This window comes from Nocardia sp. NPDC002869 (genome assembly GCF_046764065.1).
In the GTDB taxonomy this organism is placed as follows: domain Bacteria; phylum Actinomycetota; class Actinomycetes; order Mycobacteriales; family Mycobacteriaceae; genus Nocardia; species Nocardia rhamnosiphila.
Genome location: NZ_JBKOOL010000120.1, coordinates 1 through 17,858, shown reverse-complemented (window position 1 = coordinate 17,858; position 17,858 = coordinate 1). Strand labels below are relative to the sequence as shown.

At 69.1% G+C, this 17,858-nt stretch carries 16 protein-coding genes; 12 read left to right on the top strand and 4 right to left on the bottom strand.

The features are described from left to right. The first annotated feature begins 62 nt into the window (after positions 1–62). Positions 63–929, top strand: coding sequence for a universal stress protein (locus ACLML9_RS20570; RefSeq protein ID WP_411947066.1), 867 nt, complete (start codon positions 63–65; stop codon positions 927–929). Between the two features lie 100 nt (positions 930–1,029). Here the strand turns inward: ACLML9_RS20570 and ACLML9_RS20565 are convergent, their stop codons facing one another. Together ACLML9_RS20565 and ACLML9_RS20560 are read right to left on the bottom strand one after the other, a co-directional pair. Then, positions 1,030–2,025, bottom strand: coding sequence for a zinc-binding alcohol dehydrogenase family protein (locus tag ACLML9_RS20565; protein WP_411947067.1), 996 nt, complete (start codon positions 2,023–2,025; stop codon positions 1,030–1,032). Between the two features lie 11 nt (positions 2,026–2,036). Next, positions 2,037–2,489: a pyridoxamine 5'-phosphate oxidase family protein gene (locus ACLML9_RS20560; protein ID WP_411947065.1), complete on the bottom strand. Its 453-nt coding sequence runs from the start codon at positions 2,487–2,489 to the stop codon at positions 2,037–2,039. Between the two features lie 386 nt (positions 2,490–2,875). Between ACLML9_RS20560 and ACLML9_RS20555 the strand changes: the two genes are divergently transcribed. The 6 genes from ACLML9_RS20555 (at position 2,876) to ACLML9_RS20530 (ending at position 9,494) form a co-directional block, all read left to right on the top strand. Continuing rightward, positions 2,876–3,742: a GyrI-like domain-containing protein gene (locus ACLML9_RS20555; protein WP_411947064.1), complete on the top strand. Its 867-nt coding sequence runs from the start codon at positions 2,876–2,878 to the stop codon at positions 3,740–3,742. A gap of 141 nt (positions 3,743–3,883) precedes the next feature. Continuing rightward, on the top strand, positions 3,884–4,528 hold the full coding sequence (locus tag ACLML9_RS20550) for a response regulator (protein ID WP_411947063.1): 645 nt from the start codon (positions 3,884–3,886) through the stop codon (positions 4,526–4,528). Between the two features lie 68 nt (positions 4,529–4,596). After that, positions 4,597–6,336 (top strand): GAF domain-containing protein, encoded by a 1,740-nt coding sequence (locus tag ACLML9_RS20545; RefSeq protein WP_411947062.1) that lies wholly within the window; start codon positions 4,597–4,599, stop codon positions 6,334–6,336. A 245-nt stretch (positions 6,337–6,581) separates the two neighbouring features. Further along, positions 6,582–7,613: an Acg family FMN-binding oxidoreductase gene (locus ACLML9_RS20540; protein ID WP_411947061.1), complete on the top strand. Its 1,032-nt coding sequence runs from the start codon at positions 6,582–6,584 to the stop codon at positions 7,611–7,613. Between the two features lie 235 nt (positions 7,614–7,848). Next, positions 7,849–8,562, top strand: a complete 714-nt coding sequence (locus ACLML9_RS20535) for a DUF2267 domain-containing protein (protein ID WP_411947060.1) — start codon at positions 7,849–7,851, stop codon at positions 8,560–8,562. After that, entirely contained in the window at positions 8,559–9,494 is a 936-nt protein-coding gene (locus tag ACLML9_RS20530; RefSeq protein WP_411947059.1) for a universal stress protein, read from the top strand. The genes ACLML9_RS20535 and ACLML9_RS20530 overlap by 4 nt, the downstream gene beginning before the upstream one ends. 71 nt (positions 9,495–9,565) lie before the next feature. Here ACLML9_RS20530 and ACLML9_RS20525 read toward each other — a convergent pair whose 3' ends face one another. Next, positions 9,566–9,973 (bottom strand): DUF302 domain-containing protein, encoded by a 408-nt coding sequence (locus tag ACLML9_RS20525; protein WP_411947058.1) that lies wholly within the window; start codon positions 9,971–9,973, stop codon positions 9,566–9,568. 255 nt (positions 9,974–10,228) lie between these two features. On the opposite strand from ACLML9_RS20525, the gene ACLML9_RS20520 reads away from it, so the two are divergent. After that, entirely contained in the window at positions 10,229–10,780 is a 552-nt protein-coding gene (locus tag ACLML9_RS20520) for a GNAT family N-acetyltransferase (protein ID WP_411947057.1), read from the top strand. 138 nt (positions 10,781–10,918) lie between these two features. On the opposite strand, the gene ACLML9_RS20515 is transcribed toward ACLML9_RS20520, so the two are convergent. Continuing rightward, positions 10,919–11,335, bottom strand: a complete 417-nt coding sequence (locus ACLML9_RS20515; protein WP_411947056.1) for a hypothetical protein — start codon at positions 11,333–11,335, stop codon at positions 10,919–10,921. Between the two features lie 303 nt (positions 11,336–11,638). Between ACLML9_RS20515 and ACLML9_RS20510 the strand changes: the two genes are divergently transcribed. The 4 genes from ACLML9_RS20510 (at position 11,639) to ACLML9_RS20495 (ending at position 17,844) form a co-directional block, all read left to right on the top strand. Then, the gene (locus ACLML9_RS20510) at positions 11,639–12,355 is read left to right on the top strand and encodes a class I SAM-dependent methyltransferase (RefSeq protein ID WP_411947055.1); all 717 of its coding nucleotides are present in this window, start codon (positions 11,639–11,641) and stop codon (positions 12,353–12,355) included. Between the two features lie 486 nt (positions 12,356–12,841). Further along, positions 12,842–14,578: a ubiquinone-dependent pyruvate dehydrogenase gene (gene poxB / locus ACLML9_RS20505; protein ID WP_411947054.1), complete on the top strand. Its 1,737-nt coding sequence runs from the start codon at positions 12,842–12,844 to the stop codon at positions 14,576–14,578. Positions 14,579–14,609: 31 nt separating this feature from the next. Next, on the top strand, positions 14,610–14,990 hold the full coding sequence (locus ACLML9_RS20500) for an alkyl sulfatase C-terminal domain-containing protein (RefSeq protein ID WP_411947053.1): 381 nt from the start codon (positions 14,610–14,612) through the stop codon (positions 14,988–14,990). Positions 14,991–15,516: 526 nt separating this feature from the next. After that, a complete protein-coding gene (locus ACLML9_RS20495) occupies positions 15,517–17,844 on the top strand; it encodes a condensation domain-containing protein (RefSeq protein WP_411947052.1) in 2,328 nt (775 codons plus the stop codon). Positions 17,845–17,858: the final 14 nt, after the last annotated feature.

Below are 17,858 nucleotides of genomic sequence, written 5' to 3'. Positions count from 1 at the left end.
AAACCGGGGCCGGCAGGCCGGCCCCGGATTCCGGAGCCGATGAGCGAGAAGGTGAGCCCACCGTGAGCACACATACCCGAGAGCCCGTAGTCGTCGGTGTCGACGGCTCGGCCGCGTCGCTCGCCGCCGTCCAATGGGCGGCCCGGACAGCGGCAGGCCACGGCGACCCACTGAACCTGGTGTACGCAGTCGGGGCGCCGCTGGATTTCGGGCCCGGGCTGGGAGTCGTCGCCTTCGACAACCAAGCGCTGCGGGCCGACGGCGAGGCCGTATGCGCCTCCGCCGCGAAGATCGCCCGCGAGATCGCCGGTGAGCTGGAGATCACCACGATCGTGGTCGATCCGGACCCGGCTCCCGCGCTGATCGAGAGATCCCGGGCCGCCCGCTTGGTCGTGGCCGGCACCTACGGCCGTAGCGCGATCGGGCGGGGACTGCTCGGTTCGGTGAGCACCTCCCTGGCGCGGCACGCGCACTGCCCGGTCGCCGTGATCCCGCAGAGTTACGGTGAACACGGCGACCGCCCGGGCGCGCCCGTGGTCGTCGGGGTGGACGGGTCACCGCACAGCACCGAGGCCATCGATATCGCCTTCGACGAGGCGTCGCGCCGCGGCACCGGTCTCGTCGCGGTCACCACCTGGTCGGAATTCTTCCGGTACCTGTCGCGGCCCGAGATGCAGGAGCAGGCCCGCGTTCTCCAGGCCGAGAGCCTGGCCGGGCACACCGACCGGTACCCCGATGTCCCGGTGACCCGGGTCGTCGTCGAAGACCGGCCCGCACGGAGGTTGCTGCACGAGGCCGAGAACGCGCAACTGGTTGTCGTCGGCAGCCACGGCGGCGGTGGTTTCGCCGGGATGAGCCTGGGCTCGACCAGCCAGGCGGTGTTGCACGGGGTGTCCGTACCGGTGATCATCGCGCGGACCCGCGCCTGAGCGGACGGTCACGAGGCGGCGGAGCACGGCCGGGAAGCCATGGACGGCCCGCCGCATCGCACCGCTTCCGGCTCCGGCGGCCGGAAATCGCCCGCCGGAGTCAGGGCAGTAACACGGCGGCACCGTCGAAACGACCGTGTGCGAGATCGGACAGGGCCCGGTCGGCCCGCTCCAGCGGGTAGGGGTGGGTCGTCACCCGCAGCCGATGGCGCGCCGCGAAGGCGAGAAATTCGCGGGCGTCGGTGCGTGTATTGGATGTGACGCTGCGGATCTGCCGTTCGCGGAACAGGTGGCGCCGATAGTCGAGCGGAGGGATATCGGTGAGATGGATTCCCGCCACCGCCAAGGTCCCGCCCGCTCCGAGGGCCTCCAGCGCCGGCGGTACCAGCTCGCCCGCCGGTGCGAACAGAATGGCCGAATCCAGGGGCTCCGGCGGTGGATCCGCGGCGTGCTGTACCGATGCGACACCGAGACCCAGCGCGAGCTCGCGGGCCGCGGCGCCGCGGGTCATGACATGGACGCGAGCGCCCCGGGCAAGAGCGACCTGAGCGGTCAGGTGGGCGCTGCCGCCGAAGCCGTAGATACCCAATGTCCCGCCCTCGGGCAGGAGGGCCCGGGTGAGCGCCCGATAGCCGATGATGCCCGCGCACAACAGGGGCGCCAGGTCCCGGTCCGGGTACCCGGTAGGCAGCGCCAACGCGAAATCCGCCGGGACGGTGACATATTCGGCATACCCGCCGTCCGCGTCCCATCCGGTGTACCGCGAGTCCGGGCACAGGTTCTCCGCACCTTTCCGGCAGTACCCGCACACACCGCAGGTGTGCCGCAACCACGGGATCCCGACGCGGTCCCCCACCGTGAAGTCACCCTGTCCCGCGGTGGAGACGACCTCGGCGACGACCTCGTGACCCGGTACGACATGCGGCCGGTGCACAGGCAGGTCGCCTTCCACCACGTGCAGATCCGTACGGCACACACCGCAGGCCAGTACCCGGGCGAGGAGCTCACCCGGACCCGGTCGCGGGCGCGGTTCCCGTCGCGCGATGATCGGTTTCCGGTCGACCCCCCTGGGCGCGTCCACCCGCCACGCCCGCATGGTCACCGGGTTCACACCGGGACCTCCTCGATCAACCTCGACCCGCTGACCAGGGTGGGTTCGATACCGATGACGACGCCGCTGTCCGGATCTCCCCAGGGGCCGAGCCGCCGCGCGTACTCCGCGGCGAGTTCAGCGGCGGTGACCAGCCGCGCCGGCCCGGTGACCAGCACCGACCAGCCGATCCGCCGCACCGGGTCGATCTCGTCGGCGTGATAGGCGACGATGGCCGGGCGGCCGAGTGCCGCCCGGGCCAGCCCGGCGAACGGCTGGGTCCGCACGATCACCTCTCCGCTGTCGCCGATGAGATGATTCACCGGCCGTACCGCGGGCAGCGCGTCGGCGGTGAAGACGATGCGCCCGAACGGGGCGGCGGCGAGCAGGCGCAGGGCTTCGGCACGCTCCAGCGGCACGGTTCGCCGTGCCGCTCCGCCGTAGCCCGGGGACAGTTCGGGACCTTTCACCTCGTTTCCCCGCTTCCTCTGTCGGCACCTCCCCCCAGATCACCACCACGACAAGGAAAGAGACAGGGCCGAATGCCCTCTGCCACCGCTCACCAAGTACCTTCCCGGCGGTACACCGGCAGATCCGGACACCACTCCCTGCTCCCGCGCTACGGAAAAGCCGTCCCCTCGGACGGGGCCGAATGTCCCTGGGACGGAGGCCGACCGGCCCTGGGTACGCCTGGCCGGCCCGCTATACCGTCTAGGGAATCGTTGCGTGCGGCGAGACGAGGAAGCGAGTCCGGCGCCCGGTCACGGCGGCGAGTCCGGTCACGCGTGCACGCACCCGATACACGGGCGACGCGCTCCGCCACAGCGGCCGACGGCGCCGAAAGGACCGGCGCTTCATGGCATATCAGGTGGATCTTCACGAATCCGCGCCGCAGACCGTTCTCACGATCCGGCGGACCGTACGAAGCGACCGGGCGGGTGACGATATCCGGGACGGCATGACCGACCTCTATCGTCTCGTCCGAACCCTTGGCCTGCTGCCGGTAGGTCCACCCGCCACCACCTACCACGGCGATTTCCGGTCCGGCGCGGCTGCCGAGGTCGAGCTGGTCCTTCCGGTCGAGGCCTCGGCGGCGGGCACCTCGGACGGCGAGTTCACCCTCCGCCGCGCCGGACCCCGGTGTTACGCGCGCACCTGCCATTACGGCGATTATGCGAGCATCGGCGCCGCCTACCGCGCGCTCGACGACTGGCTCCGGCACTCCGGTCTCCAGGCCACCGGACCGCCCACCGAGATCTATCGGATCGCGCCGGATGAGGCCGTCACCCCCGCCGACCTGCTCACCGAAATACGCGTCCCGGTCACCTCCACCACGCTGAGCGTGCGGATACCCGCATCCGTCGCGGCGGTCGCCCGGACGGTCCGTACCGTGCTGCGGGACAGCGGTTTCGAGATCGCGTACGAATTGGCCCTCCCCGCCGACCCGGACCGGGGGTCCGGCGCCGAGACGGCCGAGCACCTGCTTCTCGGCGCCTTCGATCCGGACCTCGCCGCATACGCGGCCCGGGTCAATGGGCGGATCACCCCACTGCTGCCCTGCGATATCACCGTGCGCCACGCCGATTCGATCACTCTCGTCGAAACGACCGACCCGCGACTGCTCGTGGAATGCAGTGGGCAACCCGCGCTGGGGCCGGCGGCCGAGCAGATCGGTGAACGCCTCGTCGCCGCACTGACGGCGGTGGCCCACGCGCACGGGTAGGGCAGTCCCCTCGGCGCGACCTGCACAGAACGATCGGCCGGTCAAGTGCCGTTCGTCGTCGGATACGAGGCCCATGCCGCCGCCCCGGGGACTCTGCACTCCGTACGCTGAGAACAACTCCTCCCCGAGAGAGGCGAGACCATGGTCAGGGTGTTCCTGGTCGACGACCACGAGATAGTACGGCGCGGGGTCGCCGACCTGATCGATGCGGAGACCGACCTCGAAGTCGTCGGCGAGGCGGCCGATGTCTCCCAGGCGCTGGCCCGGATTCCGGCACTGCGGCCCGATGTCGCCGTCCTAGACGTCCGCCTACCGGATGGCAACGGCATCGAATTGTGCCGGGAACTGCTGTCGGCGAATACGGGACTCCGGTGTCTGATGCTCACCTCCTTCACCGACGACCAGGCCATGCTCGACGCCATCCTCGCCGGCGCCAGCGGATACGTCGTCAAGGACATCACCGGCCTGGAACTCGTGCGCGCCATTCGCGAGGTGGCGGCCGGCAGATCCCTGCTGGACAATCGGGCCGCCGCCGCGCTGATGGCGAAATTCCGGGCCGAGGCCGAAACCGCGACGGGTCCGCTCGCCGGGCTGACCGAACAGGAACGCACCCTGCTCGCGCTGCTGGGCGAGGGGCTCACGAACCGGCAGATCGCCGGTCGCATGTTCCTGGCCGAGAAAACCGTCAAGAACTATGTCTCGCGGTTGCTCACCAAACTCGGCGTCGAACGCCGGACCCAGGCCGCGGTTCTCGCCACCAAGATGATCCCGCCCGACCGCGGGTGACCCGTGAACCGACCGTGACCAGGCCCGACGGTAGCGTCGGACGACAGGCCGGTGGAAGAATATCGGGTATGGAACGCCAGGTGCCCGCGACGAGTGACCGGCCCCCGGTGACCGAAACGCTGTCCCAGCTGCGGCTGCACGAACTGCTGGACGAGGTGCAGGAGCGTATCGCCCAGATCGTCGACGTGCGTGACCGGATGGATCGGCTGATGGAGGCGATGCTCTCCATCACCGCGGGGCTCGATCTGGACGACACCCTCCGGTCGATCGTGCACACCGCCATCGAGTTGGTCGACGCCGGATACGGCGCACTCGGTGTCCGCGGCACCGATTCGACCAGTGACCAGTTGGCCGAATTCGTCTACGAGGGTATCGACGACGCCACCCGATACCGGATCGGCGATCTGCCCCGCGGTCACGGGGTGCTGGGGGTGCTCATCCAGCAGCCCGAACCCATCCGCCTCACCAATATCTCCGAGCATCCGGCGTCGGTCGGTTTCCCGGCACACCATCCGCCCATGCACAGTTTCCTCGGGGTGCCGGTCAAAGTGCGGGACGAGGTGTTCGGCAACCTCTACCTCACCGAGAAGATCGGGGCCAAGGAATTCACCGAGGACGACGAGGTCGTGGTGCAGGCCCTGGCGGCGGCGGCCGGGATCGCCATCGAGAACGCCCGCCTCTACGAACAGTCCCGGCGGCGCCGGCACTGGCTGGAAGCCACCCGCGATGTGGCCACCGAACTGCTCGCGGGCGGCGAACCCCAGGACATCCTCGACCTGGTCACCGAGCGGGCACGCACCCTCACCGGCGCCGCGTGCACGTTCGTGGCACTGCCCGATGATCCCGATATCCCCGGTCACGAGGTGCGCGAACTGACCGTTGCCGCGGTATCCGGTGAGCAGGCCCACGAATTCCGCGGGCACCGCCTGCCCCTGCACGGTTCGCAATCGAGCAAGGCGTTCCGGCACGGACAGACGATCGCCGTCGAACAGCTGGCCACCGATGTATTACCCGGGATCTCCGGCGATTTCGGTCCGGCACTCGTGCTCCCGCTGCGCGCCGAGGACACCATCATCGGGGTCCTCGCCACCGTCCAGCCTCCCGGCGGCAATACCTTCGATCCCGCCGTCCGGGCCATGATGACGGTGATCGCCAACCAGGCCGCACTGGCCCTGCGGCTGGCGGAGACCCAGCGCCGGATGCGGGAACTGGATGTGGTCGCCGACCGCGACCGGATCGCCCGCGACCTGCACGACCACGTCATCCAGCGCCTTTTCGCCCTGGGCCTCGGCCTCCAGGGCACCCTGCAGCGCGCCCGCAGCGACGAGGTACGCGCACGACTGGGCGAAACCATCGACGACCTGCAATCGATCATGCAGGAGATCCGGCACTCGATCTTCGATCTGCACAGCACCACGACCACCGAATCGGCCGGCTACCGCCGGCATCTGCACGGTATCGTCACCGAACTGAGCGCCGAGACCGAGCTGCGCACGACGATCCGGCTCAGCGGGCCGGTCACCGTCCTCGCCCCGCCTCTCTCCGACGATATCGAGGCGGTCCTGCGCGAGGCGGTCAGCAATGTGGTGCGGCACGCCCACGCCACCACACTGTCGGTCGAGCTGCGCGTGGGCGACGAGGTGACTCTCGAGGTGGCGGACGACGGCGTCGGCTTGTCGCCCGAGATCCGGCGGCGTAGCGGGCTGGCCAACCTGCGGGTCCGGGCGGAGCGGGCCGGCGGGCATTGCACGGTGGGCCGCACACCGACCGGCGGCACTGTCCTGTGCTGGAGCGCGCCGCTGCCCTGACCCTACGGGTCCGTCGAGCCCGGCCCGTGACCGCTCGGCCACGACGGGCCGAATGCCGATATCGGTTGCGCACACACCGATCACGCCGTCGGCTACCGCGCTCGGGGATCCGGTACCGAAGCGGGAGCCCCGCCGACAGGGTCGAATGTCGTGAAACGGGAGGGCCCAGGGACCACGGTTCCGGTGCCCCACGTACCGTCGACCGGCCCTGCCCGGCACCGCTGTCACGCCCCCACACTGGCGAGATGACCGACAACGACGTCCCCGGGGCCACTTCCGCACCCGGCCGTGCCACCTTGTTCGACGCCATGCGCGTAGCGGCACGCGCGCCGTCGGTGCACAACACGCAGCCCTGGCAGTGGGTGTATCGCGACGGACAGCTATACCTCTACCGCGACGACGAACGGCTTCTCACATCGGCCGATCCCACCGGCCGCCAACTCGTGATCAGCTGTGGCACCATGCTGCACCACGCCCGCGCCGCCTTCGCGGCGGCCGGGTGGCGGACCGGAGTCGAGCGTATGCCCGACCCCGACGACCCGGGACTACTGGCCGTCCTCACCTTCGCGCCGTGGCCGGACGCGCCGGCCGCGCTGCGCACGCTCCCCGAGGTCATCGAGCGCCGCCGCACCAACCGTCTCCCGCTGATGGACCCGGGTGACCTGTCCGGCCGGGCCGAGGCGGCCCGGCTGCTGGCCCGTGAATACGAGGTCGAACTGGACGTCCTCGACGCGGAGGCGGCCACCCGGCTGAGCCGGGCCTCGGAACACTCGGCCGCGCTCCGGCACTACGACATGCCCTACCACAGCGAACTGCAATGGTGGGCCGGTCACGAGAATCTTCCCGAAGGAGTACCCGCCACTGCCCTGGTCTCGGAGGTGGAGGCCGCCCGGGTACCGGTCGGGCGCAAGTTCCCGGCCCCGGCTCACGCCGCACACGGCGGCGCACAGGAAGACCGCGCGCAATTATGGGTGCTCGGTACCACCGAGGAGTCCGGCCTCGCATGGCTGCGGACCGGTGAGGCGCTGTCGGAGATCCTGCTCGAATGCACCGCGGCCGGCCTGGCGTCCTGCACGCTGACCCATATCACCGAACTCCCCACGACCCAGCGCATCGCCTCGACCCTGATCGGTGGGCACGGCACGGCCCAGGTGGTGCTGCGTGTGGGACTCGCGCCCCACCGCGCGGACCAGGCGCCCACTCCACGCCGACCGGTGACCGATTTCCTGACCATCCACCCCGACGCCTTCGCCACCGGCGACGCGGGCATCCGCTAGCACCCGAGCGGCGAACTCGCCGAGCCGTGGCCGTGTCGCCGCGAGCGGCAGGCCCTTCCGCCTGCCCGGAGTCCGCACGCCGCCGAGGTCGGCCCGTCCACCGGTGACTTTCTGCTCTGTCCGGAGCTGGTCCGCGGCGCGACACTGGCGATACAGCGTCCGCGACGAATTTCCGCAACCCGGAGAGCGGATCGAGGAGACGCCGCGGTAGCCCGACCGTAAGCGAGGACCTCCGATGTCTCATCTCCATGATCCCGTGGCAGCGGCCGCGGGCACAGCGCACGAGTGGATACGCGCGGTAGCGGCCTCTCTCGGGACCGACGAACCCCGCGCCTATCGGGTTCTGCGGGCCTGGTTGCACACAGTCCGTGATCAGCTCGGGGTCGCCGGGGCGGCGCATCTGGCCGCCCAGCTGCCCGAACTACTGCGCGGCACCTACTACAGCGGCTGGGTGCCGAGCCGGGTACCGCTACCGCACGACGCGGAGGATTTCGCGGACCGATTCGCCCGCGAGGCCGGGATCGAGCGCGGCGAGGTCGGTTACATCGCCGGTGCGGTGACCGGGGTACTCGCCGGCATGTTCTCACCGGGACAGCTCGGCCGGGTCTTCGGGGTTCTGCCCGAACCGCTGTGCCGGTTGCTGTCCGGCGCGCCGTCCCCGTCCACCGACGGGTCCCGGCGCCGGAAGCAGAGCCGGATCCCGGGGCACACCGCGGACCTGAGCGCATCGGTCCGCGCGCTGGGTGAGGCCGTCGGCGTACTCGCCCGGGGTCTCGAACGCTCCCCGGTCGAACCGGACGAGGCCGACGACGCCCGGATGCGCGCCGCCGCTCAACAGGCCCATCGCATCCTGCTGGCCGCGGGAGTGACGGCCCCACCGGAGCTACAGCCGCACCACGACAGGGTCACCATCGCATCCGCGAGCCGTGTGCCCGGAGACGGGCGATGAACCGGGTAGGTGAAACACAGCCGGAACCGGTGGACGATGTCCCGTCCCCGCGACCCGGGCAGATCGTTGTCGGCGTCGACGGCTCCGAGGCCTCCGATCTGGCGGTGCGGTGGGCGAGCGAGACAGCCGCGCAACGTCACCGGGTGCTACGGATTGTGCACGGCTACAACCTGCGCGCGGCTCGGGCCGTCCGGAGAGTCCACGACGCCGTGAAACCACCCGTGGTCGACACCCTCCGCCGCCGAGGTGCCGAATTCCTCGCGACCGCCCGCGAAGAGGCTCTCCGCATCGACCCGTCGCTGCCGGTGGAGACCGAACTGTCCGAGGAGAGTGCGGCCCGGCGGCTCATCGACCTCTCGGCTACGGCCGACCTCACTGTCCTCGGCGCATCCGGCCACGGATCGACCCTCACCCATCTCGGTTCGACCCTGTTGTCCGTCGTCGCCCACGGCCACGGCCACGTGGTCGTCGCATGCTGCGCCACGCCCGGCCGGCCGGCGCACCGGCACGGGCCGGTCGTCGTCGGCCTGGACGGTTCCCCGTGCAGTGCCGCCGCCGCGGCGGCCGCCTTCGCCGAGGCGGACGCCCGCGGTGCGGATCTGATCGCACTCCACACCTGGCACGATCTACGCGCTCACTGGTTCGCCGGTATGCCGGACATGATCGAGGATCCACCGATCGCGGAGGCTGCCGACGCCGAGCTCCGCAGCTGGCTGGCCGACTGGATGGAGAAGTATCCCGGTGTCCGGGTGACCCGCCGGACCTATCTGGCGGGACCGGATCTGCACCTGATCCAGTGGTCGGAGTCCGCCCGGCTGGTCGTCGTCGGAAGTCGCGGACGCGGTGGTTTCCGCGGACTGCTCCTGGGATCCAAGAGCAATATCGTGGTCCAGCGCGCCCACTGCCCGGTCCTCGTCGCCCACACCACCTGAGAACGCCGGCGTGCCCGCCCGAGTCCGTATCGTGGGTCCGCCCCCGGGCCGGCGATACCCGCCGATGTCGATCAGTTCTCGCCGGAGTCCAGCGATTCGAGTGCCGCCTGCAGTTTCGCGGTGGCCTCCTCGGCTATCGGTTCCAGCGCTCGTTCCTCGGTCACCTTGACCATCACCTGCGGATTCATCGCCTCGATGACAACGGCGGTAACAGAATCGAGATCGCGGCGCACCACCACATTGCAGGGCAGTAACAGGCCGATCCGGCGGTCGACGCCGACGGCTCGGTGGGCCAGCGACGGATTGCACGCGCCGAGAATCAGGTAATCCTCCATCTTCTCGCCCAATTTGGCCTCGAGTGTGGCCCGCATATCGATTTCGGTGAGCACCCCGAAGCCTTGTTCGGCCAGGGCGGCACGGGTGCGCTGAACGGCTTCTTCGAAGGTGGTGTGCAGAGTAGTGGACAGACCGATTTCCATGTTTCGGCCTCCTTTCGGGTGCTCTCGGTGGTCAGGCCAGGGCGAGGAACAATCAAGTTCGTCTCCGGGCCGGCCCCTCCTTCGATGCTCCCGCCCGTGAGCGCGGCGGGTCAGAGAAGAATGTCACCGGATCCATGGCTCAATGCCCGGATCGCGCGACGGCGCGCAGGGCGCGGACCCCTGACCGATTTCGCCGCACGCTCTGCTTGCGAGACCGACATGGCCGGTCCGCGGACCAGTCCACATAATGCAGTGATGGCCCAGCTCTCGGATTTCTCCGTCAAACCCGTCCTCACCGGTCGGAGAGTTCTCCTCCGGCCGTTCGCCGACGCGGATCTCGACGGCCTCCGTGCGGCGCTGCGCGACCCGGAGGTCCGCCGGCTCACGGGTAGCGTCCACGACGAGAGGGAAGAGTTCGCGCCCGAGGACCCGGCCGAGGTCTCGGGGTTACGCGACTGGTACGCGAGCCGGGCCGGGCAACGGGACCGGCTCGACCTGGCGGTCGTCGACAACACCGACGGCCGGTGCGTCGGAGAAGCGGTGCTGAACCAGTGGCATCCCGCCAACCGCAGCGGCAATTTCCGTATTCTGCTCGGTCCCGCCGGACGGGGACGCGGGCTGGGCACCGAGGCCACGCGCCTGATCGTCGGCTACGGCTTCGAGCGGCTCGGCCTCCACCGGATTTCGCTGGAGGTATATGCCTTCAACCGTCGCGCGCACCATGTCTACGAGAAGGTGGGCTTCCGCGCCGAAGGCGCCCTGCGCCAAGCACTGCCTATCGAGACGAGTGGATCGACGCCACCGTGATGTCGATCCTCGCGCCCGAATGGGCCGCAACCCACCGGGGCACAGACCTCCGTCACATCGACGCGGCATCAGGGACCGCCGGCGCCGGGGCATGATCCGGCCGGGCTCTCGGGTGTGGCGCGGACGTGCCGGCTCGTCCTACATCTGTTCCGGCCGCCAGGTGGAGACCGCCCAGATGACCACCAGATCGATCGCGATGATCACGATCGACCACCACGGGTAGTACGGGATCCACAGGAAGTTCGCGATGATCGACAGCCCGGCCAGCACCACCGCCGTGATCCGCGCCCACAGCGCGCCGGACATCAGGGCCAGCGCCGCGACCACCAGCAGGATGCCCAGCACGAGATGGATCCAGCCCCAGGTGGTGGTGTCGAACTGGAGAATGTAGTTCGGCCCGGTCACGAACAGCTCATCACCCGCGATCGCCGAGATACCCGCCAGAATCGACAGCACACCCACCGCGAGCAACAGGACTGCGGCCGCGATCGAGGTCACCGCCGCCACGCCCTGCTTCACCGGAGAGCCTCCGGGTTCTGTCCTGTAGGTCGCCATATCCCGCCTCCCGAGAAGTGATCGGACCCCACCCAAGTCCACCCCGCCACTCGACGCCTCACCCGTTACGTATGAATCCGGTCCGCCCCGCGTCTGTGTCGGTGTGCGGACCGAAGGTCCGGTCCCTCCCGGTTCCCCCGGCGTCCCCTCGTCTCGATACATCAATTAATTCGCATATCTACGTATCTACACTTGTATGGATCTTCCCGTCGAGGCGGTCTCCCCTGTCTGGCCCGATCGACACTCCGGACCTCTACCGGCATTCGCGTGCGCACCGACGGCCCCGGGCGTACGGTCGAACCTGTGAGCAGTGGCGCCGCACCGGCGGCAGCGGTGGAGGGCTCGGGCCTGTGGGCACGAGTGTTCGCGGCACTGTACGATCCGTTGCTCTGGTGGGGCGAGAGATCCGGTATGGCCGATCGGCGGCGCGATCTCCTCGGCCGCGCGAGGGGGCGAACCGTCGAGCTCGGCAGCGGTACCGGCCTCAACCTGCGGTACTACCCCGACGACCTCGACGAGCTGACCCTGACCGAGCCGGAAGCCGCGATGCGTACCCGGTTGACGCGAAGGCTGGCCCGCGGTAGAGACCGGGCACGCGTCGTCGACGCCGCCGCGGAACGGCTGCCATTCGCGGATGAAACCGTGGACACCGTCGTCTCGACGCTCGTGTTGTGCACTGTGGCGGAGCCCGATCCGGTGTTACGGGAGATCGAGCGCGTGTTGCGACCCCGAGGGCAGCTGTTGTTCCTCGAGCACGTGCGTGCCGAATCGCCGCGGCTCGCCCGATGGCAAGACCGACTCGCCGGCCCGTGGCGCCGGTTCGCGGAGGGCTGCCATTGCAATCGTGCGACCCTCGAACTGATCCGGGCGCGCGGGCTGGAGCTCGGCGAGGTGCGGGAAACGTCGTGGCGGCGTATGCCCCCGATCGTTCGCCCACTGATCATGGGGGTGGCCACCAAAGCGGTATCCGACCAGGGCGGACGCCCACTCGACCAGCGCACGGCCCGCTGGTCGTACTGATGGGCCTCATGGCACAGGACAGCCGCGCGATAGCCCCGGATATACCCATTTCCGCCGACGCCCCGCCCTCTACGCACGAGCCGCCCTGCTCGACCGCCGGCGGCACGGTCCTCCGTGTGGGCCGCTCCCGACGAAGACGATCAGCAGTCGGGGAATCGGTCCTCCGACGCCATTTCGATGCGATATCCGGGCCGGCCGCGAGCCGCGTAAAGTACGGACTCCATTCAGGCGAGGCAGAGCACCGAATCGGCCGGATGCAGCGACCGAAGGACGACCGATCCGGGTCCCCGCCGGCCCGGCATGACCCCGGATCGGAACGATCACGAATTCCACTGCCGCGCATTATTACTGATCACATTACTTCTTCCCCGCCTCGACCGGCGGCCACCCGCACTCCCCCGCATGTTCGGGCCGCATCTGTTCAAATGGCCCGATGATGTATCGCAGTCCGGCTACATCCCGGCAATCACCGCGTAGGGTCGGGCCATGGCGACTGTCGCTCAGCATATGATCACGGCATTGCAGGTCAGCGGCGTCCGCCGGGTCTACGGACTGCCCGGTGACAGTCTGAACGGGTTCACCGACGTGATACGGCGATCCGACGGCATCACCTGGGAGCATGTGCGGCACGAAGAGGCCGCCGCGTTCGCGGCCACCGCGGAGGCGGCGCTGACAGGCCGGCTCGCCGTCTGCGCCGGAAGCTGCGGGCCGGGCAACCTTCATCTGATCAACGGACTCTACGACGCCCAGCGCACCCGGGTACCGGTGCTGGCCGTCGCCGCGCACATCCCGATCGGCGAGATCGGGTCCGGATACTTCCAGGAAACCCATCCCGAGGAGTTGTTCCGGGAGTGCAGTGTGTACTGCGAGCTCGTCAGCAGCCCACGATCGGCGCCGCGTGTCGTGGAGATGGCGATGCGGGCGGCGGTCGAGGAGAACGGTGTCGCCGTCGTCGTGATACCCGGTGAGGTCTTCCAGAGCCGCCTGTCCGGCGACCGGTGGAGCAGCCGGCCGGTGCTGCCGTCGCGGTCGGTGGTGCGGCCGGACGACCCCACCCTGCGCCACGCCGCGGACATCCTGAATGCCGGGTCGCGGGTGACGATTCTCGGTGGCGCCGGTACCGCCGGCGCGCACGCCCAGGTCATGGCGTTGGCCGATACGCTGAACTCGCCGATCGTGCACGCGTTCCGCGGCAAGGAACACCTGGAGTACGACAACCCGTACGACGTGGGAATGACCGGACTGCTCGGGTACGCCTCCGGATACAAGGCGATCAAAGAAGCCGACGTGCTACTGATGCTGGGCACCGACTTCCCGTACACGCAGTTCTATCCCGAGGACGCCGCGATCATCCAGGTCGACATCCGCGGCAGCCACCTCGGCCGCCGCACCCCGGTCGACCTGGGCATGGTCGGCAGCGTGCGGGACACGATCGACGCGCTGTCACCCCTGCTGGAGCAGAAAACCGATCGAACGCATCTGGACAGGTCGCTCCGGCATTATCGGCGCACCCGGCAATCGCTGGACGCGCTGGCGGTCAACGACCGCGACCGCACGCCCATCCGTCCGGAATACGTCGCCGGAGTGGTGAATCGACTGGCCGCCGACGACGCGGTGTTCACCTTCGACGTCGGATCGCCGACGATCTGGGCGGCCCGCTATCTGACCATGAACGGCCGGCGCCGGCTGACCGGCTCGTTCACCCACGGCACGATGGCCTGCGCCTTACCGCACGCGATCGGTGCACAGACGGCCCATCGGGGACGCCAGGTGATCGCCCTCGCCGGAGACGGCGGACTGACGATGCTGTTCGGCGAGCTGATCACGCTGCTGCAGAACGACCTACCGGTCAAGGTGATCGTGTTCAACAACTCGTCGCTGAACTTCGTGGAATTGGAAATGAAGGCGGCCGGGGTGGTGAATTTCGGTACCGACCTGTCGAATCCCGACTTCGGCGCCGCCGCCCGGGCCATGGGGATCTGGGGACGCCGCGTAGAACAGCCCGCCGACCTGGAGCCGGCCATCGCGGAGGCGCTCGCGCACGAGGGTCCCGCACTCGTCGACGTCGTCGTGGCACGGCAGGAATTGACGATTCCACCGGCCATCTCGGCAGAACAGGCCAAAGGGTTCACCATCTATGCCATCCGTACCATCCTCGCCGGTCGCGCCGACGAACTGCTCGACCTGGTCACCACCAACGTCGCCCGGCGCATTCTGGACTAGCCACGCCGCGACGCCCAAGGCTGCCCGGCCGGTGAACGCGGGACTGCGCATGGCCCTCACCGTCGACATGGTCTTCGACGCGCTCGCCGTGCGCCTCGACGGCCCCGCGGCCTGGGATCGGCGGATGATCGTGGATTGGCGGATCAGCGACGAACAGCGAACGCATCGGATGGAACTGCGAAACGGTGTCCTCGCTCACTACGATCTGCCCGCCGGGCACCGGGGACCCGCGCCCGCCGCCTCGTTCACGCTCACCAGGGCGATGCTGCTCGGGGTGCTGCCGGCGGGCCGGGATATCGGCGAGGCGGTCCGGGCCGGGAGTATCGGTGTCACCGGGAACCCCGGGGTATCGGCACAGTTGAAGGAATTGCTCGACACCCCGGACCGGAACTTCCCCATCGTCACACCCTGACCCGGGGTGGCCAGGGCCGCGCGCGACAACTGAGCATCCCCCGGTGAGGTCGTCGGAGGGCGTATTCCATTATCTCGCAGCGCTGCCGCGATTCCATCGGCGGCCGGGTGTCGCACCACTATCGGGACGATGTCGTGCATTCGATGAGAGCCCGGCCGCGTGGTGAAGAAACCATAATGCGCCGCGCGTACCGAACGGCCGGATGACACCCGAGGGTTACCCGCTCGACCGAACCGGACTTCGGGTACGACAATTCTTGTTGCGTCCGGCCGGTACCCGGTTTCGGCGCACAAAGTGTTGGCCAGGCGTAACGAATTCCCGTGATGTTGTTTATCGGAGCGTGACGTCTTCCGGCATTTCGCACGAAGCTCGACATGATCGATACCGTAAGACTGGATCCGGTTACGGCACACGTTGCCGATTTCGGGGCCTTGGGAAAGAACTCGGGGCGCTAAACGAAATTTCGGTCTGTACTCGGGCAAAAACCTCTGCTTACACTGAGGGCGGCCGCTTATGGAGGAGAGCTATGAACCGCTCGGACCCCTATTTCGAGCCAGGATCGGACGGAAACGGGACGGCTCGGTCCGGGACTACGGTCGGAAATCCCGTTCCCCTGTCCGCCGGGCAGCGGGGACTGTGGCTCGCGCAGCAGCTGCGCCCGGATATCCCGATATCCGAGGCGCAGTACATCGAACTCCACGGGGACCTGGATATCGAGCTACTGCGCCGTAGTCTGCTTCGAGCAGGCCACGAATTCCAATCCGGTTACCTACGTCTGGTGCAAAACGGCGGTGAACCGCAGCAGTTGTACGACCCGGGCCTGGCGTCGACGGGGCCGGTCCTCGATATGCGGGGCGAACCGGATCCGCTGGCGGCGGGTCTGCAGTGGATGCGCCGCGAATACACGGCACCTCTCGATATACTCCGGGACCGCCTGTTCGCCGGGGCGCTGTTGCAGGTCGGCGACAGACATTACCTGTGGTACAACCGGGTTCACCATGTAGCGCTGGACGGCTACGGCGCGATGACCATGGTGAACCGGGTCGCGGCACTGTACACCGCGGCGGTGCAGGACGGGACCGCGGAGCGTGGCGCCCCGGTGGAGCCGTGCCGGGCGGCGGATCTGCGCACCTTGTACGAAGCGGATCGCAGCTATCGGGAGTCGAAGCGGTTCACCGATGACCGGGCGTATTGGCTGGAGCGGCTCGCCGGTGCGCAGGAGGGATCGAGTCTCGCGACCGGTTACGCGCCCGCGTGCGCGGAAAGTGTGACCGTGCTCGGCGAACTGGCGCCGGAGACGGTGGCCCGGACAGACCGGTCCGCGACAGCGCTGGCCGCGAGCCCGGCCGCCGTGGTGATCGCCGCCTTCGGGTGCTATCTGGCCCGGATGACCGGCCGGGACGACGTTCTGGTCGATATCCCGGTATCGGGGCGCACCAACGCCGTACTGCGGCGCTCCGGGGGCGTATTCGTCAATGTCGCGCCGTTCCCGATCGCGCTCGGCAACGGAGACACGGTGGCAACGCTGGTGCGGCACGTTCAATCCGACCTGATCGGCGCCCTGCGGCATCAGCGCTGCGGCCTCTACGATATCCGCGCCGCCGCCGGAAGCAACGGACAGCATCGCTATGCCGGCCCGATGGTGAACGTCATGTTCTTCCCCCAGGAGATACGGTTCGGGCCGGTCACCGGGGAATTCCATATCCTCAGTTCCGGACCGGTCGACGATCTGCTGGTCGATCTCTACCAGACCGGCGATCCACCGCGGACGATCCTGCACTTCATGGCCAACCCCGACCTCTACACCGAGGCCGAAGTGGCGGCACACCGGACCGGATTCGCGCGGTTCCTGGATGCCTTCGCGGCCGCCGGGCCGGACACCGGCCTCGGACAGGTCCACCCGGACAGTGCCCGGACCGGCGCCCGGATCCGGCGCCGCCGCGAAACCCTCGCGTTCTGGCAGGCCACGCTCGCCGACCTACCGGAGGAGCTGCCGCTACCTTTCGATCGGCCGCGTCCGGCGGTGGCGTCGGGCCGGCGCGGGCACCGCCGGCTCGGATTGGGCGCGGAGCTGGTCGGTGCGCTGGAAGGATTCGCGCGGGATCGCGGCACCTCGTTGTTCACGGTGGTCCATGCCGCGACGGCGGTGCTGCTCGCCCGGTTGAGCGGTTCCGGTGATATCGCGGTCGGCGCCCCCGTGGCCCGGCGCGGCGCCCGCGCCGCGGCCGGGGCGGCCCCGGCGTTCGACGATGCGGTGGTACTGCGGACCGAAATAGCTTCCGGTGAACCGTTCACCGGGCTTCTCGACCGCGTGGCACGGGTCGATTCGACCGCCTTCGACCATGCCGGGATCCCGTTCGCGCGGCTGGTCGAGGAGCTGCGCCCACCCCGGTCACCGGCACGACATCCGCTGTTCCAGGTCATGGTGGCCTGTGGGAGCCCGCCACCCGCGGAGCCGGACCCGAGTGATCCGGACGCCGCGGCAACGGACCTTCTCGAGGTACCCGGGCTCGATCTGCGGGTCGCGGTGTCCGACGCCGGCACCGCCGGATCGACCGTCACGGTCGACTACTCGGCGGACCTCTTCGATGCGGACACGGTCGACTCCTTGATGGACCGATGGATCCGGATCCTGGAATCGGTGGCCGCCGGACCGGAAGCCGCGGTGGGATCGATAGACATACTGGACGCTACCGAACGCGCGGGATTGCTGACCCGGTCCGGCCCCGGCGCCCCGGCTCCCCGTACCTTCCCCGACCTGCTGGCCGCGGCCGCGGCCCGGGACCCCGGCGCGCCGGCGCGCGGAAACGGAGAAAGGACCAGCGTCGGGTACGGGCAGGGGGGGGAAGGCTGAGGGGAGGTGGCGGG